Raw genomic sequence first — 24,548 nt, 5'->3', positions numbered from 1 at the left:
GAGCGGTGCGAGGGCGGCAGAGGGGGGAGGTCCCGAAGCAGCTCCGGAAGCTCGGCTTCTAGTCCCTACCGCATGCGGTATGCAGTCCCTACCGCATGCGTTACGCGCCTTCCTTCAGGACGTATCTGATCAGCTCCCGCTGCTCGTGCGTGACGTGCGGGTCGGCGCAGTGCACCGTCCGGCCGTCCACGGTGATGTCGTAGTGGAAGCCGTCCGGCACCCCGGGCGGCGCCGTGGCCCCCGGGGCGCACGGGACGAGTGCCCGGTGCGCGAGAGCTTCCAGGTGGGTCGCGTCGGGCCGGCCGGTCGTGTCCAGCTCGGCCCGGCGCTCGATACCGGCGAAACCGCCGGTACGGGTGATGGCAATCCGCATAACGCCATCCTTACCCCGTCGGCTCGTCTCTACGAGGTGGGAACTCCCACCGACGACCACGCCTTGAGCACGGCTTCGAGCTCGGCGCCCTCGCCGAACCGGGCCCGGGCCGCCTCCACGGTCAGCCGCGCGAAGTCCTTGAAGTCGGCGTCCGAGGCCAGCTCGCCGCCGGTCAGCGTGTCGTACCAGATGTGACCCGCGCGCTCCCAGGCGTTGCCGCCGAGGGCGGTGGCCAGCAGATAGAAGGCGTGGTTGGGGATGCCGGAATTGATGTGCACGCCGCCGTTGTCGCGTGAGGTGCGGACGTAGTCGTCCATGGTGGCGGGCTGCGGGTCCTTGCCGAGGATGTCGTCGTCGTAGGCGGTGCCGGGTGCCTTCATCGAGCGCAGGGCCTCACCACGGTCCACATTGGGCCCCAGCAGACCCGCCCCGATCAGCCAGTCGGCCTGGTCGGCGGTCTGCCCGAGGGCGTACTGCTTGATGAGGGAGCCGAAGACGTCCGCGACGGACTCGTTCAGCGCGCCCGACTGGCCGTAGTACTCCAGATTGGCCGTGTGCTGTACGACGCCGTGGGTCAGCTCGTGGCCGATGACGTCGACGGGGATGGTGAAGTCGAGGAAGAGGTCGTTGTCCCCGTCCCCGAAGACCATCCGCTCGCCGTCCCAGAAGGCGTTGTCGTAGTTCTCGCCGTAGTGGACCGTCGCGTTCAGCGGCAGCCCGGCGCCGTCGATGGAATGCCGCCCGTAGACCTTGAGGAACAGCTCGAACGTCGCGCCGAGCCCCGCGTGCGCGCGGTTGACCGTGGCGTCCTGGGCCGGCTGGTCGCCCTCGGAGTGCACCTTCCGGCCCGGGAGCGTCTCCTGGTGCTCGGCGTCGAAGATCGTGCGCTGTGGTGTGTCGGAGGGGGTGCCGAGCGGGGCCGCGGCACCGCGCAGGGCGGTGATCCGGCGGCGGGTGCGCTGGAGGGAGTCGTGCTCCAGGGTGCGCCGGGCGGGCCCGGAGAGCCGCTCGTCCTCGGACTGCGCGAGCCTGTCCAGCACGTGGGGCGGAACGATGGTGCAGAAGACCTTGTGAGATGTGGCGTCCATGGCCTGAATGTGGCACTGGGTTTCCGTCGTGTCACTCCTTGCGGTCATGATTAATGAAATCGAGTGGTTGGGCTCCTTTTGGGTGGCAGGCGTTCCGGATCCGGTCCGTATGACACACCGCATCCCGCATGCTGATACGGGGCCTGTCCGGACCGGCCATCTCGGTTAGTGTGCTGTGCATCATGCGTTACGGGCTGCTTCTTCTTAGCTGCCGCGGCGAGGGTCTGTAAGTCGTAGGCCGACCCCCTCCCCGCGGAGTTCGGTGGTGCGCCATCCCGCCCCCCGTCGGCCGCTCGTTGCAGCGGACACATGAGGAGCCCTACGCAGATGACCGAGATTTCCGTCGGCAGGCCCACGCCCGTCACCGCGGCCACCGTGACCCAGAAGCCGTCCGGGATGCCGATCCACAAGTACGGCCGCTACGAGGCCGTGCACATCCCCGACCGCACCTGGCCGGACAACCGCATCACCGCCGCCCCCCGCTGGCTCTCCACCGACCTGCGCGACGGGAACCAGGCGCTGATCGACCCGATGTCGCCGGCCCGCAAGCGCGAGATGTTCGACCTGCTGGTCCGCATGGGCTACAAGGAGATCGAGGTCGGCTTCCCCTCCTCCGGGGCCACCGACTTCGACTTCGTACGGTCGATCATCGAAGAGGGCGCGATCCCCGAGGACGTGACGATCTCCGTCCTGACCCAGGCGCGCGAAGAGCTGATCGAGCGGACCGTCGAATCGCTGCGCGGGGCGCACCGCGCGACCGTGCACCTGTACAACGCCACGGCGCCCGTCTTCCGCCGCGTCGTCTTCCGGGGCTCGCGGGAGCAGGTCAAGCAGATCGCCGTGGACGGCACCCGGCTGGTCATGGAGTACGCCGACAAGATCCTCGGCGACGGGACCGCGTTCGGCTACCAGTACAGCCCGGAGATCTTCACCGACACCGAGCTGGACTTCGCCCTGGAGGTCTGCGAGGGCGTCATGGACGTCTGGCAGCCCGAGGCGGGCCGCGAGATCATCCTCAATCTGCCGGCCACCGTGGAGCGGTCGACCCCCTCCACCCACGCCGACCGCTTCGAGTGGATGTCGCGGAACCTGTCGCGGCGCGAGTTCGTGTGTCTGTCGGTGCACCCGCACAACGACCGGGGCACGGCCGTCGCCGCCGCCGAGCTGGCGGTCATGGCCGGGGCGGACCGGGTCGAGGGCTGCCTGTTCGGGCAGGGCGAGCGGACCGGCAACGTCGACCTGGTCACCCTCGGCATGAACCTGTTCAGCCAGGGCGTGGACCCGCAGATCGACTTCTCGCAGATCGACGAGATCCGTCGCACCTCCGAGTACTGCAACCAGATGGAGGTCCACCCGCGCCACCCCTACGCGGGCGACCTGGTCTACACCGCCTTCTCCGGCTCCCACCAGGACGCCATCAAGAAGGGCTTCGACGCCATGGAGGCCGACGCGGCCGCCCAGGGCAAGACCGTGGACGACATCGAGTGGGCCGTGCCGTACCTGCCCATCGACCCCAAGGACGTCGGCCGCAGCTACGAGGCCGTCATCCGCGTCAACTCGCAGTCCGGCAAGGGCGGCATCGCCTACGTCCTGAAGAACGACCACAAGCTGGATCTGCCGCGCCGGATGCAGATCGAGTTCTCCCGCACCATCCAGGCCAAGACCGACGCCGAGGGCGGCGAGGTCACCCCGCAGCAGATCTGGTCGGTCTTCCAGGACGAGTACCTGCCCACGCCGGAGAACCCGTGGGGCCGCATCGCCCTGCGCGACACCCAGACCTCGACGGCCGGCGACGGCGTCGACTCGCTGACCGTCGAGGCCGTCCTGGACGGCCGGGACACGGTGCTGACCGGTACGGGCAACGGCCCGATCTCCGCGTTCTTCGACGCGCTGGGCTCGGTCGGCGTCGACGCCCGTCTGCTGGACTACTCCGAGCACACGATGAGCGAGGGCGCCAGCGCGCAGGCCGCCTCGTACATCGAGTGCGTGATCGACGGCGTGGTGCTGTGGGGCATCGGCATCGACCCCAACACCACCCGCGCCTCGATCAAGGCCGTCGTCTCCGCGGTCAACCGCGCGTACCGGAACTGACCTTGGCCTGATCCCTTCTCGACTCCCTTCTCGACCGGGCCCGGCACCGATGCGGTGCCGGGCCTCCGTGCATGCCCGTCGTCAATCAAGGGCTGCCGAAACCACCGGTTCTGATGGAGTCGGTGGCATGTTCGGCCTGCTCTTGCCGGAAGACCCCCCGCAGGAGGTGCTGACGGACATCACCGATGTGGCTAACATCACGTCAACGCGGCGACGAGGCCGTGGCGTTATGGAGGTGCGCCGTGATGCACGCGCAAGGCCGACACAGCCCGGACCGGTGTGTGGTGGGCGTACGCACCGTATGGCGCACCGTCGGGGACGGCGAGTTCTTCTGCCCCGGCTGTGGCGGTGACCGCAACTACCGGCGCCGCACGGGCCACCGTCGCCTCGTCGCCTTCGGGGTGCCCCTGCTGCCGCGCGGCCCCGTCGGGCCGATCGTCGAGTGCGCGGCCTGTCACGCCAGGTTCGGCATGGACGTCCTCGACCACCCCACCACCACCCGCTTCTCCGCGATGCTCCGTGACGCCGTGCACACCGTGGCCCTCGCCGTCCTCGCCGCGGGCGGTACCGAGGCCCGTACGGTCCGCAGGGCCGCCGTCGGCGCGGTGCGGGCGGCGGGCTTCGCGGACTGCAGCGAGGAACAGCTGATCACCCTGATCGAGGCGCTCGCCGCGGACACGGGGCGGCTGCCCGGCATGTACGCCGGCGGCGCGTTCCCGGCCGGCACCGGGGGAGGCCGGGGCGGCTTCGACCCGTGCGGCACGGCGCTGGCCATCGAGCTCCACGAGGCCCTGGAGCCCCTGGCCCCGCACCTCGCCCCCGCGGGACGCGAGGCGATCCTGCTCCAGGGCGCCCGTATCGCCCTGGCGGACGGCCCGTACCGGCCGGCGGAGCGGGAAGTCTTGTCGACGGTGGGGCGGGCGTTGCTGATCTGCCCGGAAGACACGGATCGCCTGCTGGCGGCGGCGCGGATGCCTACGTAGTTCGTTTTGCCCTGAGCTGTCCTCAAGCGCCGGACGGGCTGTGTTGTCCTCAAGCGCCGGACGGGCTGGAAATCCAGCCCGTCCGGCGCTTGAGGACACCGGGCCGCAGGCCCGGCCCCGGTGCGGCCAGGGGCCAGGGGGCCTGGGGGCCCGCCCCCAGTTCGGGAAGGGGCGGGTAGGGGAGAAGTCCCGCCGGAGGCGCCCGCGGGCCACGGCTCCTCGCCCGTACGGGACAATGGCTCCATGAGTCTCTTCCGCGACGACGGCATCGTGCTGCGCACGCAAAAGCTCGGCGAAGCGGACCGCATCATCACTCTGCTCACCCGCGGTCACGGCCGCGTACGCGCCGTAGCGCGCGGCGTGCGGCGGACCAAGTCGAAGTTCGGGGCGCGCCTGGAGCCGTTCTCGCACGTCGACGTGCAGTTCTTCGCGCGCGGCAGCGAGCTCGTCGGGCGCGGGCTGCCGCTCTGTACGCAGAGCGAGACCATCGCCGCGTACGGCGGCGGGATCGTCACCGACTACGCCCGCTACACCGCCGGCACCGCCATGCTGGAGACCGCCGAGCGGTTCACCGACCACGAGGGCGAGCCCGCCGTGCAGCAGTATCTGCTGCTGGTCGGCGGACTGCGGACGCTCGCCGCGGGCGAGCACGCCCCGCACCTCATCCTGGACGCCTTCCTGCTGCGCTCCCTCGCCGTCAACGGCTACGCGCCCAGCTTCGAGGCGTGCGCGAAGTGCGGTATGCCCGGGCCGAACCGATTCTTCTCGGTCGCGGCCGGCGGGGTCGTCTGCGGGGAGTGCCGGGTGCCCGGAAGCGTCGTACCCTCCTCGGAGTCGATCGAACTCCTCGGCGCGTTGCTGACCGGGGACTGGGCGACGGCGGACGCGTGCGAGCCGCGCCATGTCCGGGAGGGCAGCGGCCTGGTGGCCGCGTATCTGCACTGGCACCTGGAGCGGGGGCTTCGCTCCCTCCGCTACGTGGAAAAGTAACTGGTATCGAGGAGAAGTGGCACGCATGGCACGACGCGGGATTCTGGGCCGTTCCCGACGCGAGTACCTCACCCCTGAACCGCACCCGTCCGGGGCGCGGCCGCCGAAGATCCCGGGCGAGCTGGTCCCGAACCACGTGGCGATCGTCATGGACGGCAACGGCCGCTGGGCGAAGGAGCGCGGGCTGCCGCGCACCGAGGGGCACAAGGTCGGCGAGGGCGTCGTCATGGACGTCCTCAAGGGCTGCCTGGAGATGGGCGTCAAGAACCTCTCCCTGTACGCCTTCTCCACCGAGAACTGGAAGCGCTCGCCCGAAGAGGTGCGCTTCCTGATGAACTTCAACCGGGACGTCATCCGCCGCCGCCGCGACGAGATGGACGAGCTGGGCATCCGGGTGCGGTGGACCGGCCGGATGCCGAAGCTGTGGAAGTCGGTGGTCGAGGAGCTCCAGGTCGCCCAGGAGCAGACCAAGAACAACGACGCCATGACCATGTACTTCTGCGTCAATTACGGTGGCCGCGCGGAGATCGCGGACGCTGCCGCGGCGATCGGCCGGGACATCGCGGCGGGCCGGCTGGACCCGTCGAAGGTGAACGAGAAGACGTTCGCCAAGTACCTCTACTACCCCGACATGCCGGACGTGGACCTCTTCGTACGGCCCTCCGGCGAGCAGCGCACGTCCAACTATCTGATCTGGCAGAGCGCTTACGCCGAGATGGTCTTCCAGGACGTGCTGTGGCCGGACTTCGACCGCCGTGACCTGTGGCGCGCCTGCCTGGAGTACGCACAGCGCGACCGCCGCTTCGGCGGCGCGATCCCGAACGAGGACGAGCTCGCCAAGGACCCCGCGCCGAAGGCGTGAGACCCACGGATACAGCACTGCTCCGGGCATCGGCCGACGCCCGGAGCAGTGCTGTATCCGTCAGTGCTTCCGTCAGCTCCGGGAGCGCGCGGCGGCGCAGTCCCCGCAGGTGCCGAAGATCTCGATGGTGTGGGCCACGTCGACGAAGCCGTGGTCGGCGGCGATGGAGTCCGCCCACTTCTCCACGGCCGGGCCCTCGACCTCGACGGCCTTGCCGCACACCCGGCAGACCAGGTGGTGGTGGTGCCCACTGGAGCAGCGGCGGTAGACCGCCTCGCCCTCGCTCGTGCGCAGCACGTCGACCTCGCCGGCGTCGGCGAGGGACTGCAGCGTGCGGTAGACGGTGGTCAGGCCGACCGAGTCGCCGCGGTGCTTGAGCATGTCGTGGAGCTCTTGCGCGCTGCGGAACTCGTCCACCTCGTCGAGCGCCGCCGCGACAGCGGCCCGCTGCTTGGTGGACCGGCCGCGTACCGGGGGACCCGCGGTCGCCACAGTTGCCTCCTCAAGCTCGCCTGAACACGCATCCGTACGTAGTGCCCGGCCAATTGTGCCAGGCCCGGCGTCATCTCCCGTACGACTGAGCGTCCCCGGCCTCCTGCGGGCGGCCGCGGGCGGGGCCCGTCAGGCCTCCACCCGTACGTCGTCCGCGGGGGTGCCCGGCACGTCCAGTGTGCAGTGCTTCTCGCTGTCGGCGGCGTGCCTGGCCCGTTTGCGGGCCAGTGGCGCGGCGAGCGCGGTCAGGGTCAGGAAGACGCCGATCGCGAGCAGCACGATGGTCGCGCCGGAGGGCACGTCCACGTAGTAGGAGGTGGCGGTCCCGGAGACGGTCACCAGGACGCCGATGGTGACGGCCAGCGCGAAGGTGGTCGCGAAGCTGCGGGCGATGGCCTGCGAGGCGGCCACCGGGATCACCATCAGGGCGCTCACCAGCAGCAGGCCGACCACGCGCATCGCGACGGTGACGGTCAGCGCGGCGGTGACCGCGACCAGCAGGTTCAGCAGCCGCACCGGCAGCCCGGTGACGCGGGCGAACTCCTCGTCCTGGCAGATGGCGAACAGCTGCTTGCGCAGCCCCACCGTGGTGAGGATCACGAAGGCGGCCAGCACGCAGATCGCGAGGATGTCCTCCTCCGCGACGGTGGTGATCGAGCCGAAGAGGTAGCTGATGAGATTGGCGTTGGAGCCGCCGGACAGATGCATCAGCATGACGCCGCCGGCCATGCCGCCGTAGAAGAGCATGGCGAGCGCGATGTCGCCGCGCGTCTTGCCGGAGGAGCGGATCAGCTCCATGACCACGGCGCCGACGACGCACACGGCGGTGGCCACCCACACCGGGCTGGTGTTGAGCAGGAAGCCGAGGCCGACGCCGGTGAGCGCGACGTGGCCGATGCCGTCGCCCATCAGCGCCTGACGGCGCTGGACGAGGTAGATGCCGATGGCGGGGGCGGTGATGCCGACCAGCAGGGCGGCGAGCAGCGCCCGCTGCATGAAGGCGGGATTCAGGATGTCCATCAGGTGAGCAACCCCGTCCGGATCGGTTCGGCAGCCGGGTCGGCGTGCGGGTGGACATGGTCGTGGCCGGGCAGCGCGTGCTGGCCCACGGCCTCCGGCGGCGGGCCGTCGTGGACGACGCAGCCGTCGCGGAGCACGACGGCGCGGTCGATGAGCGGCTCCAGGGCGCCCAGCTCGTGCAGGACGAGCAGCACGGTGGCGCCCCGGGAGACCTGCTCGCGCAGGGCGCTCGCGAGGACCTCCTGGCTGGCCAGGTCGACGCCGGCCATCGGCTCGTCCATGATCAGCAGCTCGGGTTCGCCGGCCAGCGCGCGGGCGATGAGCACCCGCTGGTGCTGGCCGCCGGAGAGCGCGTTCACGGAGTCCTTGATCCGGTCGGCCATGCCGACCAGCTCCAGGGACCGGACCACGGCCTCCCGGTCGGCCTTGCGGGTCAGGCCCAGCCTCGTACGGGCCAGCCGCCCGGCGGCGACGACCTCGCGCACGGTCGCGGGGACCCCGCTGGCGGCGGTGGTGCGCTGCGGTACGTACCCCACGCGGGCCCAGTCGCGGAAGCGGCGCTTGGGGGTGCCGAACAGCTCCAGCTCGCCGCCGGTGAGCGGCACCTGGCCGACGATGGCCCTGACGGCCGTGGACTTGCCGGAACCGTTGGCACCGAGCAGCGCGACGACCTCGCCGCGCCGCACGGTGAGGTCCACACCGCGCAGCACGGGGCGGGAGCCGAGCGAGGCGGTGGCCCCGCGCAGCGCTATGACGGGCTCCGCCCCTTCACGCGCTCGGCTCGCCTCCGGGCGCTTCGATCCGCTCATGTCGGCCTCCGCCGGGTTCGTCTGACTCACTTGGTGCCGAGTGCCTTCCGCAGGGCGGCGAGGTTGGACTCCATGACCTCGAAGTAGTCGTCGCCCTTGGACTTGTCCGTGATCCCCTCGAGCGGGTCGAGCACGTCCGTCTTGAGCCCCAGGTCCGAGGCCAGGGTCTTCGCCGTCTTCGGGTCGGCGAGGGTCTCGAAGAAGATCGTGGAGACGTGGTGCTTCTCGGCGACCTCGTGGAGCTCCTTCATCCGGGCCGCGCTGGGCTCGGACTCCGGGTCCAGCCCGTTGACGGCCTCCTCGGTGAGGCCGTAGCGCTCGGCGAGGTAGCCGAAGGCGGCGTGGGTGGAGATGAAGGTGTCGGAAGCCCGGTTCTTCAGGCCCGCCTCGAACTTCTTGTGCAGCCCGTCCAGCTTATGTGCCAGCGCGTCGGCGTTCTTCTCGAAGTCCGCCTTGTGGTCGGGGTCGGCCTCGGCGAGGGTCTTGGCGACACCCTTGGCGACCTCGGCGTACTTCACCGGGTCGAGCCAGATGTGCGGGTCGCCGCCCTCGTGCTTGTGCTCGTGGCCCTCGTGCTCGTCCTCGTGCTTGTCGGCGTGCTTGTCCTCGGACTCGTGCTTCTTGCCGTCGACCTCGTCGCCGTGCTCTTCCAGCTCGGTGAGGGAGGCCGCGTCGACGACGTGCTTGGCGTTCGACTGCTTGATCGCCTTGTCGACGCCGGGCTGGAGGCCCTTGAGGTAGATGATCGCGCCCGCCTCGTCGAGGGAGGCGGTCTGCTTGGGGGTGAGCTCCAGCTCGTGGGGCTCGACGCCGGGCTTGGTCAGGGCGGAGACGCTGACGTGCTCGCCGCCGATCTCCTTGGCCAGGAACTCCATGGGGTAGAACGACGCCACCACCTTGAGCTTGCCCTCCGAATTTTTTCCGTCCGTCTCCGAGGAGCAGGCGGTGAGGGAGAGCAGCCCGAGGGCGGCGAGCGCGGCGATCGTGCCGGTGGTTATTCGGGCGGATCGGGCGGATCGGGGAGAGGTCGGGCGTACGTTCATGACACTCATTTTCAACAAAAGTGGAAACGATTGTCAACAAGGCGTTCGCTCGGGGGTCCGGGTGAAGCCCAGGCCAGTGCCGATTTGATTAGGGGGGTGGCGCCGCCGGTAACCTGAAGCATTCGCTGTTCGTCGTCGCAATGAAGAGAGCACCGTGGCCGCCGACAAGATCGACACCATCGTCAGCCTGAGCAAGCGCCGTGGCTTTGTCTATCCGTGCAGTGAGATCTACGGCGGCCAGCGTGCCGCCTGGGATTACGGACCCCTCGGCGTGGAGCTCAAGGAGAACATCAAGCGCCAGTGGTGGCGCTCCATGGTCACCTCGCGCGACGACGTCGTCGGCCTCGACTCGTCGGTGATCCTGGCCCGTGAGGTGTGGGAGGCGTCCGGTCACGTCGCCACCTTCTCGGACCCGCTGACCGAGTGCACCTCCTGCCACAAGCGCTACCGCGCGGACCACCTGGAGGAGGCGTACGAGGCCAAGCACAACAAGCTGCCCGCGAACGGCCTCGCCGACCTCAACTGCCCCAACTGTGGCAACAAGGGCGCCTTCACCGAGCCCAAGCAGTTCTCCGGTCTGCTGGCCACGCACCTCGGCCCGACCCAGGACACCGGTTCGGTCACCTACCTGCGCCCCGAGACCGCGCAGGGCATCTTCACCAACTTCAGCCAGGTGCAGCTGACCTCGCGCAAGAAGCCGCCGTTCGGCATCGCCCAGACCGGCAAGTCCTTCCGCAACGAGATCACGCCGGGCAACTTCATCTTCCGCACCCGCGAGTTCGAGCAGATGGAGATGGAGTTCTTCGTCAAGCCGGGTGAGGACGAGGAGTGGCACGAGTACTGGATGGCGCAGCGCTGGAACTGGTACACCGGCCTCGGCATGCGCGAGGAGAACATGCGGTGGTACGAGCACGCCGCTGAGAAGCTCTCCCACTACTCGAAGCGCACCGTCGACATCGAGTACCGCTTCAACTTCGGCGGTTCGGAGTTCTCGGAGCTGGAGGGTGTGGCCAACCGCACCGACTTCGACCTCAAGGCCCACTCGAAGGGCTCCGGCCAGGACCTGTCGTACTTCGACCAGGAGGCCGGCGAGCGCTACTTCCCGTACGTCATCGAGCCGGCGGCCGGTCTCAACCGCGCCATGCTCGCCTTCATGCTCGACGCGTACAACGAGGACGAGGCGCCCAACGCCAAGGGCGTCATGGAGAAGCGCACCGTCATGCGCCTCGACCCGCGCCTCGCCCCGGTGAAGGTCGCGGTCCTGCCGCTGTCCCGCAACCCGCAGCTGTCCCCCAAGGCCAAGGGCCTCGCGACGGACCTGCGGAAGAACTGGAACATCGAGTTCGACGACGCCGGCGCCATCGGCCGCCGCTACCGTCGCCAGGACGAGATCGGTACCCCGTTCTGCGTGACCGTCGACTTCGACACCCTCGACGACAACGCCGTGACCGTGCGCGAGCGCGACACGATGAAGCAGGAGCGGGTGTCGCTCGACCAGATCGAGGCCTACCTGGGCGCGCGGCTGCTCGGCTGCTGACCCCTGCCTGACACAGCCCGAAGGCCCCGGACCCGCCACGGCGGGGACGGGGCCTTCGGGCTGTGTCAGGCCTGCCAGTCGGCGGTGTCGAGCTCGCAGTCGAAGGGGGCCGGGATCTGGACCTTGTCGCCGAACTTGATCAGTGTGTGCCTTCGGTAGCCACCCTCGGCCGGGGACGAATAGACGGTGACGGTCTCGTTGAGCACGTCTACAAGGACGTAGACCGGCACGCCCGCTTTGCCGTAGACCTCGACCTTGTCGAGGCGGTCGAAGTCCGCGGTCGACTTGGAAGTCAGCTCACCCACCAAGGAGAGAGCTTCGCCAGGGAGGTAGATGCTGTCGACATCCGTCAGTTCGGCGTCCGAGACGTGGATATCAGGCCCGAAGCCTCTGCTGTGGCTCGGGAACACGAAGAGAAACGGAGCCGTGTCCACCTCGTGCCCCTCCGGCGCATGGGGTGTCACTTGGCGGACGAAGCTGCGCATCATCGGGCGGTACTTGCCCTTGGACCACGGCGACACGACGATCCTCCCCCTGATGATCTCCCCTCGGTAGCCGTCAGGGAAGGCCGCGTTGATCTGCTCCAGATCGCGGCGCATCTTGTCGAAGCCGAACTCATCGGAGCCCGGGACTGGGGGGCTTATCGACGACGCAGTCTCGCGCGGAATCTCGACCATGGCTGTCATGATGCGCCTCCTTGCTCGGGTAAGCGGGCTGACACACAGCGTAGTGGCGGCCACTGACACCCCGCCGGTCCTCGCGACCTCCCCTCACGGGAGCAGCCGAGCCGCAGGCGATCAGGCGTGCAGGCCCCGCAGCACCAGCTCGCACACCGCGTCGAACGCGGCGTCGATGCCCGGGCGGGACCAGTCGGCCGCGTAGGCAGGGTCGTGGAAGCGGTTGGTCGCGTCCCAGACCGCTCGGGCCGCCGTCGCCGGGTCGACGGAGCGGAACTCGCCCTGGCTTATGCCGTTCTCGACGATTCCCGCGAGCTGCTCGATCATCGTCTCGATGTGCCGGTCGACGACGCCGCTGTTCTCGCCGACGAGCACCATGTACGTCGCGAACAGCTCGGGGTCGCTGCCCGACTTGCGGCGCTTGGCGGCGAAGAGGGCGGTGAGCCACGCGCGCAGCCGGGGCCCCGCCGGGCCGGCCGCTTCGGCGACGGCGGACAGCTCGGCGTGCGACTGGTCGAGCCAGCGCTCGGTGACGGCCTCCCGCAGGGCGGCCTTGCTGCCGAAGTGGCGGTAGACGCTGCCGTGGCTGACGCCCAGCGCCCGGGCCACGTCGACCACGGTGGCCTTGGCCGGGCCGAAGCGGCGCAGCACGTCCTCGGTGGCCTCGAGGATGCGGTCGGGGGTCAGGGTCTCGGGCGGCATCGCGGGCAGTGCCTTTCGGTCGGGGCGGGGCGGTGGGACGCCCCCTGGTAGAGGACCGTACCCGGCGGTGCCTCGGAGGGCCGAGGAGGCCGGACTGCGTCGGTAGACAGGCCACCGGGCTCCGCTGCGGTGGTTTCCGGCCGTCGCGGCGGAAGCATGTGCCCGCCGGGACCGGCAGCGCCCGCCGCCGCTGCCGACCGGGCTGCCCGGGCAGCGGGCGTCGCCCTCACGTGCCGTCCCGGGGCCCCTTCCCCGGAACCGGCCCGGAGGGCTCACCGCTCGCTGTCGAGGTGCGCCATCTGGTCCGTCGGGTAGCGGTCGCCCGCCGCCGCCCCCGCCGGGACGGCTCGCTCGATGGCGGCGAGGTCGTCCGCGTCGAGGGTGACGTCCAGCGCGCCGAGCGCCTCGGTGAGGCGGTCCCGGCGGCGGGCGCCGACCAGGGGGACGATGTCCTCGCCCTGGGCGAGGACCCAGGCGATCGCCGTCTGCGCGACACTCGCGCCCTTCGACTCGGCGATCTTGCGGAGCGCCTCGACCAGGCCGAGGTTGTGCCGGAGGTTCTCGCCCTGGAAGCGCGGGCTCATGCCACGGAAGTCGTTCGCGGCGAGCTGCCGGCCGGGCGTGAAGTGGCCGCTGATCAGGCCGCGCGAGAGCACGCCGTACGCGGTGACGCCGATGCCCAGCTCGCGGACGGTCGGCAGGATGCTCTCCTCGATGCCGCGCGAGATCAGCGAGTACTCGATCTGGAGATCGGCGATGGGCGCGACGGCGGCGGCCCGGCGGATGGTCTCGGCGCCCACCTCGGAGAGGCCGATGTGCCGGACGTGACCGGCCTCGACCAGCTCGGCGATGGCGCCGACGGTCTCCTCGATCGGCACCTTCGGGTCGAGACGCGCGAGGCGGTAGACGTCGATGTGGCCGGTGCCCAGGCGCTGGAGGGAGTACGCGGCGAAGTTCTTGACGGCGGCGGGGCTGCCGTCGACGCCGGTGAAGCCGCCCTCGACCGTGCGCAGGGCGCCGAACTTGACGCTGGTGAGGGCCTTCTCGCGGGCCCCGGCGGGAGCGGTGCGCAGGGCTTCGTTGATGAGCAGTTCGTTGTGGCCCATGCCGTAGAAGTCGCCGGTGTCGATCAGGGTGACGCCGGCGTCCAGCGCGGCGTGGATCGTGGCGATCGACTCGGTGCGGTCCGCGTCGCCGTACAGGGCGGACATGCCCATCGCGCCGAGGCCGAGAGCGGATACCTGGGGGCCGGTGGTGCCGAGAGTGCGGTGCAGCACGGGGGGCTCCTTCAAAAGAGGCGGAGGAGGGGGCGTCGGAGAGAGGAACCAACCGACACCAGAAGAGTGACACATGGAATGACAGATTTCAATATCTGTCATTCCATGTGTCACCGAAAGGGCCCTCGCCCTCTCCGGCCCCCCGCTCACCCCACCGCGCGCGGCAGCCGCAGGCTCAGCAGCAGCGTCACGGCCACCGCCGCCAACTGCGCCCCGAGCGTGATCGTCAGCGCGTCGCGCATCCCGACCGACGGGGCCAGGGAGAGGAAGAGCGTGCCGAGCGTGGCGACGCCGAGCGCCATGAACGACTGCTGCGTGGTGATCATGACGCCGCCCCCGACGCCCGCCTGCGTCGTCGGCACCTCGCTCAGCACGGTCCGCAGGGTCAGCGGCAGCAGCACCCCCTGGCCCAGCCCCAGCAGGGCGAGCCCCGGGGCCGGCCCCAGCGCGCCGAGTCCGTCCCAGCCCCAGTGGAAGGTCGCCACCAGGGTGATCAGCCCGGTCGCCTGGATCAGCGTCCCGGCCGTCACCGCCCGCCGCCCGTAGCGCGCGCCCAGCCGGGGACCGACCGTCGAGCCGAGCAGGAACGTCAGGCACAGCGGCACCAGCGCCACCCCCGCCGCGAGCGGGCCCAGCCGGAGTCCCTCCTGCAACGCCACCGCGATCACGAACATGAAGCCGCCCCAGCCGATGGAGAACGGCACGAGGAGTGCCAGCCCGCTGCGCACCGAGTGGATCCGCAGCAGCGACGGCGGCACCAGCGGCGTCCGCCCGGCCCGCTCCTCACGCCGCTCCACCACCACGAACGCCACGGCCGCGAAGGGGAACACCGCCAGCAGCACCCACGACCACACCGGCCACCCCGCCGAGCGGCCCTCCGTCAGCGGCAGCAGCAGGGACACCAGCGTCAGCGACAGCAGCACCGTGCCGCGCCCGTCCACCCTCGTCGGGTGCTCCGAGCGCGTCTCGGGCACCGCGCGGACCGTCAGCAGCAGCACGAGCGCCGCGACCGGCGCGTTGACCAGGAAGATCGAGCGCCAGCCGGTACCGAAGAGGTCGACGGAGACCAGCACCCCGCCCAGCACCTGGCCGACCGCGCTCGCGACCCCGGCCGTGCCGCTGTACATGCTGAGCGCCTTGGTGCGGCGCGCACCCTGGGTGGTGGCCTGGATGGTCGCCAGCACCTGCGGCATCATCAGCGCGGACGCCGCGCCCTGCGCGACCCGCGCCGCGACCAGCGTCCAGGCGTCGGGCGCGAGCCCGCACGCCACCGACGTCACACCGAAAGCAGCCGTGCCCCACAGGAACAGCCGCCGCCGGCCCACCATGTCGCCCAGCCGCCCGCCGAGCACCAGCAGCACCGCGTACGCGACGCCGTAGCCGCCGACCACCATCTCCAGCATGGCGGGGCCCGCGTGCAGATCGTGGTCGATGGTGGGCAGCGCGACGTTGACGATGAAGAAGTCCACCATCGGCAGCGCCGCGCCCATCAGCACGGTGAACAGCCCGAGCGGGCTCAGCGCTGTCCCGCCCGCCGATGAGGCCGGGGAAGCGGGGGAGGAGGGGGAGGAGGGGACGGTGGAGGCGTCAGCGGCAGAGGGGACGGACGAGGTGGAGGGGATGGACGGGGCAGGCGGGGCTGTCTTCGGTATCGGGATTCGACTCACGGATACGACGATGACGGCTCGCGGAGCCGGGTACCAGAGTGCCTTTATCCTGGTACAAGCAGTACCTGGCAACCGACTGGGGCGTCCCGCACCCTTGGAGAATGACCACGATGGTGCAGGAGACCCCGGCAGTCACGACGGCCGCGTCAGTCATGCCGGCCGCGACAGCCCCGGCGGCCATGTCGGCCGGGTCGGCCATGACCGCCTCGGACGTCCGCCGCAGCGAACTCGCCGCCTTCCTGCGCAGCCGCCGCGAGCGCATCTCCCCCGAACAGGTGGGCCTCCCGCGCGGCCGCCGCCGGCGCACCCCCGGACTGCGCCGCGAGGAGGTGGCGCAGCTCGCCGCCGTCGGCGTCACCTGGTACACGTGGCTGGAGCAGGCCAGGGCCATCCAGGTGTCCGCGCAGGTCCTCGACTCCATCGCCCGCGCGCTGCTCTTCGACCCCGGTGAGCGCGCCCACCTCTTCGCCCTGGCCGGTACCGCGGACCCCATGCCCGACACCGCGTGCACGGGCGTCTCGCCGGCGCTCCGGCAGATCCTGGAGCGACTGGACCCCTTCCCCGCCTGTGTGCAGAACGCGCGGTACGACATCCTCGCCTACAACCGCACCTACGCGACGCTGATGTGCGACCTCGACGCCCTGCCGCAGGAGGAGCGCAACTGCCTGTGGCTCACCTTCACCAACCGCGACTGGGCCGCGAGCGTCGTCGACCGGGAGGAGCAGATGCGGGCCATGGCCGGCAAGTTCCGGGCCGCCATGGCCGAGCACATCGCCGAACCCGCCTGGAAGTGCCTGCTCAAGAGGCTGCTCGACGCCTCGCCCGAGTTCCGGCAGATCTGGGCGCGACACGAGGTCGTCCAGCCCGTCGGCCATCGGACGAAGACCTACCAGCAGGCGCGCGTGGGCCTGCTGCGCCTGGACCACAACGGTCTGTGGACCGGCCCCCACCCCGGCGCCCGCGTGGTGACCTTCACCCCCGCCGACGAGGAGACCCACGAGCGCCTGCGGCGACTGCACGCCCTGGCACTCGCCGAATCCTGACCCGAATGGGGGAGGGAACCGCATGGGGGACAATGGACGGTCGACCCCCTCCGCACGAGCCCGAGGAAACCCGCTTTCATGACGCAGCTCCAGATCGGCCCGCACTCGGTGCAGCCGCCGGTGGTCCTGGCCCCGATGGCCGGGATCACCAACGCGCCCTTCCGCACGCTGTGCCGTGAGTTCTCCGGCGGCAAGGGGCTCTTCGTCAGCGAGATGATCACCACCCGGGCGCTCGTCGAACGGGACGCCAAGACCATGCGGCTGATCCACTTCGACGGCACCGAGAAGCCGCGCTCGATCCAGCTCTACGGCGTCGACCCGGTCACCGTCGGCCGGGCCGTCCGCATGATCGTGGACGAGGACCTCGCCGACCACATCGACCTGAACTTCGGCTGCCCCGTCCCCAAGGTCACCCGCAAGGGCGGCGGCTCCGCGCTGCCCTTCAAGCGGAACCTGCTGCGCTCGATCCTGCGCGAGGCGGTCGGCAACGCGGGTGCGCTGCCCGTGACCATGAAGATGCGCAAGGGCATCGACGACGACCACATCACCTACCTCGACGCCGGCCGGATCGCCGTCGAGGAGGGCGTCACCGCCATCGCCCTGCACGGCCGCACGGCCGCCCAGCACTACGGCGGGACGGCCGACTGGGACGCCATCGCCCGCCTGAAGGAGACCGTCCCCGAGATCCCGGTGCTCGGAAACGGCGACATCTGGTCGGCGGACGACGCCGTGCGCATGATGCGCGAGACCGGCTGCGACGGTGTCGTGGTCGGGCGCGGCTGCCTGGGCCGCCCCTGGCTCTTCGGTGACCTGGTCGGCGCCTTCGAGGGCGGCGGCGCTGCCCCTGCCGCGCCCACCCTCAAGGAGGTCGCCCGTGTCATGCTGCGCCACGCCGAGCTGCTGGGGGAGTGGCTGGAGAGCGAGGAGCGCGGTGTCATCGACTTCCGCAAGCACGTCGCCTGGTACACCAAGGGCTTCTCGATCGGCTCGGACATGCGACGGAAGCTCGCTATCACCTCATCCCTGGGCGAAATGGACGCTCTTCTGAGCGAGCTGGACCTGGACCAGCCCTGGCCGGTCGGCGCCGACGGCCCGCGCGGGCGGACCTCGGGGCGGAACCGGGTCGTCCTCCCGGATGGCTGGCTCAACGATCCCTACGACTGCGCGGCCGTGAGCGCGGACGCCGAGCTCGACACGTCCGGCGGCTGAGGACGGCGTGATTCTCGCCACCACTGATCGAGTGTCCGCTCAGATGAGCGGTTGAGGCGAGGGTCAATCTTCTGAGGGGTGGCACTGCGTGCCACCCCTCTTGCGTTCACTTTCCGACGGCGAATGGCTCGATTTCTCGACACCCTGTGATGGTGCGGATGGTATCCGTGAGGTTGGGTTCAAGCTTTGAAGTTGACCCCCTTCGTCGCCCGCCAGATGGATCACTTTCGATCTGTTGGCGGACGGGTGGTTACAGCCGTATGACGGCGGAGTGGACCTGCCCAGAAGCCTTCGATCTGGGTAGGCTCCCCGCCGTCAGCACGTTTGAGCAGGCCCTCCCCCATCTGTGTACGGGGGGACCCCAGTGAGGAGTCGAGTCCCGTGCCGGAAACCACAGATCGCCAGAAGTTCGTCTACGACTTCACCGAGGGCAACAAGGACCTCAAGGACCTGCTCGGCGGGAAGGGCGCCAACCTCGCCGAGATGACCAACCTCGGTCTGCCCGTTCCTCCCGGCTTCACCATCACCACCGAGGCGTGCAAGGTCTACCTCGCCAGCGGCGCCGAGCCGCCGGAGATGCGTGACGAGGTATCCGCCCACCTCGACGCCCTCGAGGCGGGGATGGGCAAGAAGCTCGGCCAGGCCGACGACCCGCTGCTGGTCTCCGTCCGCTCCGGCGCGAAGTTCTCCATGCCCGGCATGATGGACACGGTCCTGAACATCGGCCTCTCCGACGCCTCCGTCGCCGGCCTCGCGGCCCAGGCGGGCAACGAGCGGTTCGCGTGGGACTCCTACCGCCGCCTCATCCAGATGTTCGGCAAGACCGTCCTCGGCGTCGACGGCGAGCTCTTCGAGGAGGCCCTGGAGGAGACCAAGCGCGCCAAGGGCGTCACGACCGACGTCGACCTCGACGCGGCGGACCTCCAGCGCCTGGTGGAGGAGTTCAAGGGCATCGTCTCCAAGGAGACCGGCCGGGACTTCCCGCAGGAGCCGCGCGAGCAGATGGACCTCGCCATAAGGGCCGTCTTCGAGTCGTGGAACACCGACCGCGCCAAGCTCTACCGCCGCCAGGAGCGCATCCCCGGCGACCTCGGCACGGCCGTCAACGTCTGCTCGATGGTCTTCGGCAACCTCGGCCCGGACTCCGGCACCGGCGTCGCCTTCACCCGCGACCCCGCCAGCGGCCACGCCGGCGTCTACGGCGACTACCTCCAGAACGCGCAGGGCGAGGACGTCGTCGCGGGCATCCGCAACACCGTCCCGCTCGCCGACCTCGAACAGCTCGACAAGGCCTCGTACGACCAGCTGATGCAGATCATGCAGACGCTGGAGACGCACTACAAGGACCTGTGCGACATCGAGTTCACCATCGAGCGCGGCAAGCTGTGGATGCTCCAGACCCGCGTCGGCAAGCGCACCGCGGGCGCGGCCTTCCGCATCGCGACGCAGCTGGTGGACCAGGGCCTGATCGACGAGGCCGAGGCGCTCCAGCGCGTCTCCGGCGCGCAGCTCGCCCAGCTGATGTTCCCCCGCTTCGACGAGAAGGCCGCCACCGAGCTGCTGGGCCGGGGCATCGCCGCCTCGCCGGGCGCCGCGGTCGGCAAGGCCGTCTTCGACTCCTACACCGCGGTGAAGTGGTCGCGCTCCGGCGAGAAGGTCATCCTGATCCGCCGTGAGACCAACCCCGACGACCTCAACGGCATGATCGCCGCCGAGGGCATCCTGACCTCGCGCGGCGGCAAGACCTCGCACGCGGCCGTCGTCGCCCGCGGCATGGGCAAGACCTGTGTCTGCGGCGCCGAGGAGCTGGAGGTCGACACCAAGCGCCGCCGCATGACCGCCCCCGGTGGCGTGGTCATCGAGGAGGGTGACGTCGTCTCCATCGACGGCTCCTCCGGCAAGGTCTACCTCGGCGAGGTCCCGGTCGTGCCGTCCCCGGTCGTCGAGTACTTCGAGGGCCGCATGCACGCGGGCGCCGACGACGCCGACGAGCTGGTCCAGGCCGTGCACCGGATGATGGCCTACGCCGACCGCACCCGCCGCCTGCGGGTACGCGCCAACGCGGACAACGCCGAGGACGCCGCCCGCGCCCGCCGCTTCGGCGCCCAGGGCATCGGCCTGTGCCGCACCGAGCACATGTTCCTCGGTGAGCGCCGCGAGATGGTCGAGCGGCTCATCCTGGCCGACACCGACGCCGACCGGGACGCCGCGCTCGACGCGCTGCTGCCGCTGCAGAAGGCCGACTTCGTCGAGCTGTTCGAGGCCATGGACGGCCTGCCGGTGACCGTGCGGCTGCTGGACCCGCCGCTGCACGAGTTCCTGCCGGACATCACCGAGCTGTCGGTGCGCGTCGCGCTCGCCGAGGCCCGCCAGGACGCCAACGAGAACGACCTGCGCCTGCTCCAGGCCGTGCACAAGCTGCACGAGCAGAACCCCATGCTGGGTCTGCGCGGCGTCCGCCTCGGCCTGGTCATCCCCGGTCTGTTCGCCATGCAGGTCCGGGCGATCGCCGAGGCCGCGGCCGAGCGCAAGAACGCCAAGGGCGACCCGCGCGCGGAGGTCATGATCCCGCTGGTGGGCACCGTCCAGGAGCTGGAGATCGTCCGCGAGGAGGCCGACCAGGTCATCGCCGAGGTCGAGGCCGCCACCGGCACGAACCTCAAGCTGACGATCGGCACGATGATCGAGCTGCCGCGCGCCGCGCTGACGGCCGGCCAGATCGCCGAGGCCGCCGAGTTCTTCTCCTTCGGCACGAACGACCTCACCCAGACCGTGTGGGGCTTCTCGCGCGACGACGTCGAGGCCAGCTTCTTCACCGCGTACCTGGAGAAGGGCATCTTCGGCGTCAGCCCCTTCGAGACCATCGACCGTGACGGCGTGGGCTCGCTCGTCCGCGAGGCCGTGAAGGCCGGCCGGGCCACCCGGCCCGACCTCAAGCTCGGCGTCTGCGGCGAGCACGGCGGCGACCCGGAGTCGGTGCACTTCTTCCACGAGGTGGGCCTGGACTACGTCTCCTGCTCCCCCTTCCGCATCCCGGTGGCCCGCCTGGAGGCGGGCCGCGCCGCGGCGATCGGCGGGGGCAGCGACAGCCGCTGACGCGGCGCTGTGCCGGACGCCGGGCGGGCTGGGAAATCCAGCCCGCTGGGGGCACCTCCCAGCGGTAGCTGGGGGAGTTTGAGGACCGGGGTCCGGGGCGGAGCCCCGGGAGCGTGACCGGCAGGTGACAGGTCGGTTTCATCCGGCGTCAGAGCACGGCGAAGGGGCGGCGCCCGTGCGGGAGCGCCGCCCCTCTTTACTCCCCCACCGGGAGTTGTTGCCGCCCGCATCGGCTCGGGCGGCAACTCGCATACTCAGCGACCGCTTTTTCGCTCGCCACCCCCCACGGGAACGAGCGGGTGCGGCCCTGAGTGCGTGAATAGCATTTCGCTTCTGCGATGTTCGCCGCGACTCCTTTCAACTGTGGCCAAAAGGGCGTGGTAACACCTCGTATCGGTGTGCATACTCAGTGAGCGGGGGGTGGTTGCGGATGTCTCATGTGGGGGTTTGGTGCTGCGTGTCCATTTCACTGGACTCGATCTGGCCCGGTTGCGCCTGGCCGGAGACCCGGACGCACTCTGGGAAACCGTATTGAGCTTGCACCGACTTCGGGACAAACAAGGCGAGTCGATCTTCGGGGATTGGCGCTCGGAAACCCGCACTCGGTTGAATGGTGAAACTCGGCTTCTCGCGCCGCTGGTACCCTCGCGCGGATATTTCCCCGACTTCTTGACCCCGCCCGAAGGCGTACTCGGGCTCGAGTCGGGGATGCAGGCGCTGCGGGCCACGCCCGCCGACCGGGTCCACCAGGAGCTGGGCCGGGTGGCCGGCGCGCGGACGCTGCCCGCTTGGATACGATCGCTCGCCGAGGGCGACGCCCGGGCGTTCGGCAAGCTGATCGGCGCGCTGCACGCCTATCACCAGGCGGCCATCGAGCCGTACTGGCCGCACATCCAGGCGCAGATCGAAGCCGACCGCGCGGTGCGCGGCCGGGCGCTGCTGGACGGCGGAGCCGACGCGCTGCTGTCCTCGCTGCCGCCGATGATGCGCTGGCGGGCACCGGTGCTGGAGTGCGACTACCCCGTGGACCGCGATCTGCATCTGAACGGGCGGGGGTTACTCCTCCTGCCGTCGTTCTTCTGCCGACGCACCCCGGTGGCCTTCCAGAACCCCGAGCTCACCCCGGTGCTCGTCTACCCCGCCCGGCACATGTCGGAGTCCGCGCCCGCGGTCACGCACGCCCCGCGCTCGCTGGGCAAGCTGGTCGGCCACACCCGCTCGGCGGTCCTCGGTTCGATAGGGGGCGGCTGCACGACGAGCGAACTCGCCCGCCGGGTGGGCGTATCGGCGGCCTCGGCCAGCCAGCACGCCGGCGTGCTGCGCGAGGCCGGGCTGGTGCTCACCCTGCGCAACGGCAGCGCGGTGATGCACACGCTGACACCACTGGGCGCGGCCCTGCTGCGCGGTGGCCACCGCGGCACCCAGCTGTGCCCCAAGGACCGGTCGGCGAGGGTCCAGTCATCGATCCCCGAGCGCCCGACCCCGGCCACGATGCTGCAGTCACCCGGGGGGTGACCCGCAGCCCCTTTCAATCCGGCCGCCGCTTCAGTCGTCGATCCCCGACCGCTCCGCCCCCGCCACGATGCTGCACTCTTCCGGGGGACGACCCCCGGACCCCCAGCCGGGCCGTGGCGGGGGCCGTCGCACCGGCCGCCGCTTCAGTCGTCGATCCCCGACCGCTCCGCCCCCGCCACGATGCTGCACTCTTCCGGGGGACGACCCCCGGACCCCCAGCCGGGCCGTGGCGGGGGCCGTCGCACCGGCCGCCGCTTCAGTCGTCGATCCCCGACCGCTCCACCCCCGCCACGATGTACCGCTGGAGCACCAGGAACACGAGCAGCAGCGGGACGATCGAGACGGCGGCCGCGATGAACAGCTCGTGGATGTTCACGACCTGCGCGGTCGTGAACGTGGACAGGGCGACCTGGACGGTCCACGCGTCGCGGTCCTGGCCGATGACCAGCGGCCACAGGAACGCGTTCCAGGCGCCGATGAAGACGATCGTGCCGACGGCGGCGAAGACCGGGCGGGAGTTGGGGACGACGACGCGCCAGTACGTGCGCCAGTACCCGAGCCCGTCCACCTGCGCCGCGTCCTCCAGCTCCCGGGGGAAGCCCAGGAAGTACTGCCGGAAGACGAAGCACGCGAACGCGCTGAACAGCGTGGGGATGATCAGACCGCGCAGCGTGGAGACCCAGCCGAGCGAGGAGACGAGCACGAAGGTCGGCACGAACGTGACCGCCGCCGGGACCATCAGGGTGCCGAGGATCGCGTAGAAGACGGCGTTCGCGTGGCGGTAGGGGATGCGGGCCAGGCCGTAGCCGGCCAGGGAGGCGAGCAGCAGGGTGCCCACGGTCGTCGCCACCGCGATGAGCGTGGAGTTCAGCAGCGCGTGCGCCATCGGCACGTTCGGGTCGGCGAAGAGCTCGCGCAGGTTCGACCAGCGCAGTTCCCCGGGGAAGAACGTCCACCCGGGCGCGGTGATCTCCTCCTCCGACGCCAGGCCGTTGCGCACGAGCAGATAGAAGGGGATCAGGAACAGCGCGGCCAGCGCGATCAGCAGCACCAGCCGCAGCGCCCGGCCGGCCCGTACCAGTGCGTCGTTCATCTACACCGCCTTCTCGTCTTTGCCGCCGAGCCCGAACCAGCGCGCCTGCGCCACCGTCACCACCGCGATGATCAGCGCGAGGATGACCGCCCCCGCGCTGCCGAGGCCGAGGTTCTGCCCCTGGCCGAGGGCCGTGTAGTAGAGGTAGACCAGCGGCGGCCGGGCGTAGGGCGGGTAGCCGCGCGCGTCGGAGAGCAGGTTGTAGAACTCGTCGAACGCCTGGAACGCGCCGATGACCAGCAGCAGCACCACCGCGACGGAGGTCGCGCGCAGCGCGGGGAAGGTGATGTACCGGAAGGTCTGCCACCCCGGCCGCGCCCCGTCCACGGCGGCGGCCTCGTACAGCTGGGGCGGGACCCGCTGGAGCCCGGCGAGGAAGAGCACCATGTAGAAGCCCGCCTGGAGCCAGAGCCGGACGGTGACGATGACCAGCCAGTACCAGGGCGGGTCGGTCGTCGACAGCCAGGCGATCTGGTCGGCGCCGAACCAGCCGAGGACGGTGTTGGCCAGTCCGAACCGCACCCCGTTGAAGATCGACAGCTTCCAGACCAGGGCCGCGACGACATACGAGCAGGCGGTCGGCAGGAAGAAGACCGACCGGAAGAACGCCTGGGCGAACCGCAGCCGGTTGACCGCCAGCGCGAGGCCGAGCGACAGCGCGTACGTGGCCGGGACGATGAAGGCGGTGAAGACCGCGAAGGTCAGCAGGGCGGCGCGGAAGGACGGGTCGCCCAGCATCGCCGTGTAGTTGTCCAGGCCGACGAAGTCCGTCGGGGAGACGGTGTTGTGGGCGTCGAAGAAGCTGAGGTAGACGCTCCAGGCCAGCGGTACGTACGTGAAGAGAATGAGCCCGGCCGCGAACGGGCCGACGAAAATCCAGAACCAGAGGGTACGGTTCCGCTGCCGCGCCGGGCGGGGTGACGCGGGTGTCGCGGCACCGGGTGCCATGCCGCGAGGCGCCGTTTCGGCCTTGCTCCGCGT

The 24,548-nt window shown here is 70.4% G+C and carries 21 protein-coding genes; 9 read left to right on the top strand and 12 right to left on the bottom strand.

Going from position 1 to position 24,548, the window contains the following annotated elements:
• Window positions 1–100: 100 nt before the first annotated feature.
• Together JO379_RS11315 and JO379_RS11310 are read right to left on the bottom strand one after the other, a co-directional pair.
• Window positions 101–373: a protealysin inhibitor emfourin gene (locus JO379_RS11315; protein ID WP_130877673.1), complete on the bottom strand. Its 273-nt coding sequence runs from the start codon at window positions 371–373 to the stop codon at window positions 101–103.
• Between the two features lie 29 nt (window positions 374–402).
• A complete protein-coding gene (locus JO379_RS11310; RefSeq protein ID WP_209514835.1) occupies window positions 403–1,461 on the bottom strand; it encodes a M4 family metallopeptidase in 1,059 nt (352 codons plus the stop codon).
• 327 nt (window positions 1,462–1,788) lie between these two features.
• Between JO379_RS11310 and leuA the strand changes: the two genes are divergently transcribed.
• The 4 genes from leuA (at window position 1,789) to JO379_RS11290 (ending at window position 6,387) form a co-directional block, all read left to right on the top strand.
• Window positions 1,789–3,552, top strand: a complete 1,764-nt coding sequence (gene leuA / locus JO379_RS11305) for a 2-isopropylmalate synthase (protein WP_245381441.1) — start codon at window positions 1,789–1,791, stop codon at window positions 3,550–3,552.
• Window positions 3,553–3,797: 245 nt separating this feature from the next.
• Window positions 3,798–4,535 (top strand): TerB family tellurite resistance protein, encoded by a 738-nt coding sequence (locus JO379_RS11300; protein ID WP_130877871.1) that lies wholly within the window; start codon window positions 3,798–3,800, stop codon window positions 4,533–4,535.
• A gap of 243 nt (window positions 4,536–4,778) precedes the next feature.
• Entirely contained in the window at window positions 4,779–5,525 is a 747-nt protein-coding gene (gene recO, locus JO379_RS11295) for a DNA repair protein RecO (RefSeq protein ID WP_130877670.1), read from the top strand.
• A 25-nt stretch (window positions 5,526–5,550) separates the two neighbouring features.
• Window positions 5,551–6,387 (top strand): isoprenyl transferase, encoded by an 837-nt coding sequence (locus JO379_RS11290; protein WP_209514831.1) that lies wholly within the window; start codon window positions 5,551–5,553, stop codon window positions 6,385–6,387.
• Window positions 6,388–6,459: 72 nt separating this feature from the next.
• Here the strand turns inward: JO379_RS11290 and JO379_RS11285 are convergent, their stop codons facing one another.
• From JO379_RS11285 to JO379_RS11270, 4 genes are all read right to left on the bottom strand, one after another.
• Complete coding sequence (locus tag JO379_RS11285) at window positions 6,460–6,879, bottom strand: Fur family transcriptional regulator (RefSeq protein WP_130877668.1); 420 nt, start codon at window positions 6,877–6,879, stop codon at window positions 6,460–6,462.
• A gap of 129 nt (window positions 6,880–7,008) precedes the next feature.
• Entirely contained in the window at window positions 7,009–7,899 is an 891-nt protein-coding gene (locus JO379_RS11280; RefSeq protein WP_130877667.1) for a metal ABC transporter permease, read from the bottom strand.
• Window positions 7,899–8,708, bottom strand: coding sequence for a metal ABC transporter ATP-binding protein (locus tag JO379_RS11275; protein WP_130877666.1), 810 nt, complete (start codon window positions 8,706–8,708; stop codon window positions 7,899–7,901). Before JO379_RS11275 ends, JO379_RS11280 begins: the two co-directional genes overlap by 1 nt.
• A gap of 26 nt (window positions 8,709–8,734) precedes the next feature.
• Window positions 8,735–9,751 carry a metal ABC transporter substrate-binding protein gene (locus JO379_RS11270; RefSeq protein WP_209514829.1) on the bottom strand — a complete coding sequence of 339 codons (1,017 nt, stop codon included), beginning with the start codon at window positions 9,749–9,751 and terminating at the stop codon, window positions 8,735–8,737.
• A 154-nt stretch (window positions 9,752–9,905) separates the two neighbouring features.
• On the opposite strand from JO379_RS11270, the gene JO379_RS11265 reads away from it, so the two are divergent.
• On the top strand, window positions 9,906–11,288 hold the full coding sequence (locus JO379_RS11265) for a glycine--tRNA ligase (protein ID WP_130877664.1): 1,383 nt from the start codon (window positions 9,906–9,908) through the stop codon (window positions 11,286–11,288).
• 65 nt (window positions 11,289–11,353) lie between these two features.
• Here the strand turns inward: JO379_RS11265 and JO379_RS11260 are convergent, their stop codons facing one another.
• The 4 genes from JO379_RS11260 to JO379_RS11245 form a co-directional block, all read right to left on the bottom strand.
• Window positions 11,354–11,974, bottom strand: a complete 621-nt coding sequence (locus JO379_RS11260; RefSeq protein ID WP_242626026.1) for a Uma2 family endonuclease — start codon at window positions 11,972–11,974, stop codon at window positions 11,354–11,356.
• Between the two features lie 111 nt (window positions 11,975–12,085).
• Window positions 12,086–12,667 carry a TetR/AcrR family transcriptional regulator gene (locus JO379_RS11255; protein WP_130877663.1) on the bottom strand — a complete coding sequence of 194 codons (582 nt, stop codon included), beginning with the start codon at window positions 12,665–12,667 and terminating at the stop codon, window positions 12,086–12,088.
• Window positions 12,668–12,939: 272 nt separating this feature from the next.
• Entirely contained in the window at window positions 12,940–13,944 is a 1,005-nt protein-coding gene (locus JO379_RS11250) for an aldo/keto reductase (protein ID WP_130877662.1), read from the bottom strand.
• A 146-nt stretch (window positions 13,945–14,090) separates the two neighbouring features.
• Window positions 14,091–15,611, bottom strand: a complete 1,521-nt coding sequence (locus JO379_RS11245; RefSeq protein ID WP_307841957.1) for an MFS transporter — start codon at window positions 15,609–15,611, stop codon at window positions 14,091–14,093.
• 152 nt (window positions 15,612–15,763) lie between these two features.
• Between JO379_RS11245 and JO379_RS11240 the strand changes: the two genes are divergently transcribed.
• From JO379_RS11240 to JO379_RS11225, 4 genes are all read left to right on the top strand, one after another.
• Window positions 15,764–16,654 (top strand): helix-turn-helix transcriptional regulator, encoded by an 891-nt coding sequence (locus JO379_RS11240; RefSeq protein WP_443742808.1) that lies wholly within the window; start codon window positions 15,764–15,766, stop codon window positions 16,652–16,654.
• 78 nt (window positions 16,655–16,732) lie between these two features.
• Window positions 16,733–17,863, top strand: coding sequence for a tRNA dihydrouridine synthase DusB (gene dusB / locus JO379_RS11235; RefSeq protein ID WP_130877661.1), 1,131 nt, complete (start codon window positions 16,733–16,735; stop codon window positions 17,861–17,863).
• A 381-nt stretch (window positions 17,864–18,244) separates the two neighbouring features.
• A complete protein-coding gene (gene ppdK / locus JO379_RS11230; RefSeq protein ID WP_130877660.1) occupies window positions 18,245–20,959 on the top strand; it encodes a pyruvate, phosphate dikinase in 2,715 nt (904 codons plus the stop codon).
• A 450-nt stretch (window positions 20,960–21,409) separates the two neighbouring features.
• Window positions 21,410–22,474 carry an ArsR/SmtB family transcription factor gene (locus tag JO379_RS11225; RefSeq protein WP_130877659.1) on the top strand — a complete coding sequence of 355 codons (1,065 nt, stop codon included), beginning with the start codon at window positions 21,410–21,412 and terminating at the stop codon, window positions 22,472–22,474.
• A gap of 256 nt (window positions 22,475–22,730) precedes the next feature.
• Here JO379_RS11225 and JO379_RS11220 read toward each other — a convergent pair whose 3' ends face one another.
• Both JO379_RS11220 and JO379_RS11215 read right to left on the bottom strand, forming a co-directional pair.
• On the bottom strand, window positions 22,731–23,567 hold the full coding sequence (locus JO379_RS11220; RefSeq protein WP_209514825.1) for a carbohydrate ABC transporter permease: 837 nt from the start codon (window positions 23,565–23,567) through the stop codon (window positions 22,731–22,733).
• Entirely contained in the window at window positions 23,568–24,515 is a 948-nt protein-coding gene (locus tag JO379_RS11215; protein ID WP_245382001.1) for a carbohydrate ABC transporter permease, read from the bottom strand. It lies immediately after the preceding gene.
• Between the last annotated feature and the right edge of the window lie 33 nt (window positions 24,516–24,548).

Source organism: Streptomyces syringium, from assembly GCF_017876625.1.
Lineage (GTDB): Bacteria > Actinomycetota > Actinomycetes > Streptomycetales > Streptomycetaceae > Streptomyces > Streptomyces syringius.
The sequence above is the reverse complement of the archived record's forward strand: the minus strand, read 5'-3'. Positions and strand labels throughout refer to the sequence as shown.

What these genes read in the sequence shown, in the direction of transcription:
- JO379_RS11315 (WP_130877673.1), bottom strand. Translation starts at nt 373, where the DNA reads ATGCGGATTGCCATCACCCGTACCGGCGGTTTCGCCGGTATCGAGCGC.
- JO379_RS11310 (WP_209514835.1), bottom strand. Translation starts at nt 1,461, where the DNA reads ATGGACGCCACATCTCACAAGGTCTTCTGCACCATCGTTCCGCCCCAC.
- leuA (WP_245381441.1), top strand. Translation starts at nt 1,789, where the DNA reads ATGACCGAGATTTCCGTCGGCAGGCCCACGCCCGTCACCGCGGCCACC.
- JO379_RS11300 (WP_130877871.1), top strand. Translation starts at nt 3,798, where the DNA reads ATGCACGCGCAAGGCCGACACAGCCCGGACCGGTGTGTGGTGGGCGTA.
- recO (WP_130877670.1), top strand. Translation starts at nt 4,779, where the DNA reads ATGAGTCTCTTCCGCGACGACGGCATCGTGCTGCGCACGCAAAAGCTC.
- JO379_RS11290 (WP_209514831.1), top strand. Translation starts at nt 5,551, where the DNA reads ATGGCACGACGCGGGATTCTGGGCCGTTCCCGACGCGAGTACCTCACC.
- JO379_RS11280 (WP_130877667.1), bottom strand. Translation starts at nt 7,899, where the DNA reads ATGGACATCCTGAATCCCGCCTTCATGCAGCGGGCGCTGCTCGCCGCC.
- JO379_RS11275 (WP_130877666.1), bottom strand. Translation starts at nt 8,708, where the DNA reads ATGAGCGGATCGAAGCGCCCGGAGGCGAGCCGAGCGCGTGAAGGGGCG.
- JO379_RS11270 (WP_209514829.1), bottom strand. Translation starts at nt 9,751, where the DNA reads ATGAACGTACGCCCGACCTCTCCCCGATCCGCCCGATCCGCCCGAATA.
- JO379_RS11260 (WP_242626026.1), bottom strand. Translation starts at nt 11,974, where the DNA reads ATGACAGCCATGGTCGAGATTCCGCGCGAGACTGCGTCGTCGATAAGC.
- JO379_RS11255 (WP_130877663.1), bottom strand. Translation starts at nt 12,667, where the DNA reads ATGCCGCCCGAGACCCTGACCCCCGACCGCATCCTCGAGGCCACCGAG.
- JO379_RS11240 (WP_443742808.1), top strand. Translation starts at nt 15,764, where the DNA reads ATGCCGGCCGCGACAGCCCCGGCGGCCATGTCGGCCGGGTCGGCCATG.
- dusB (WP_130877661.1), top strand. Translation starts at nt 16,733, where the DNA reads ATGACGCAGCTCCAGATCGGCCCGCACTCGGTGCAGCCGCCGGTGGTC.
- JO379_RS11220 (WP_209514825.1), bottom strand. Translation starts at nt 23,567, where the DNA reads ATGAACGACGCACTGGTACGGGCCGGCCGGGCGCTGCGGCTGGTGCTG.
- JO379_RS11215 (WP_245382001.1), bottom strand. Translation starts at nt 24,515, where the DNA reads ATGGCACCCGGTGCCGCGACACCCGCGTCACCCCGCCCGGCGCGGCAG.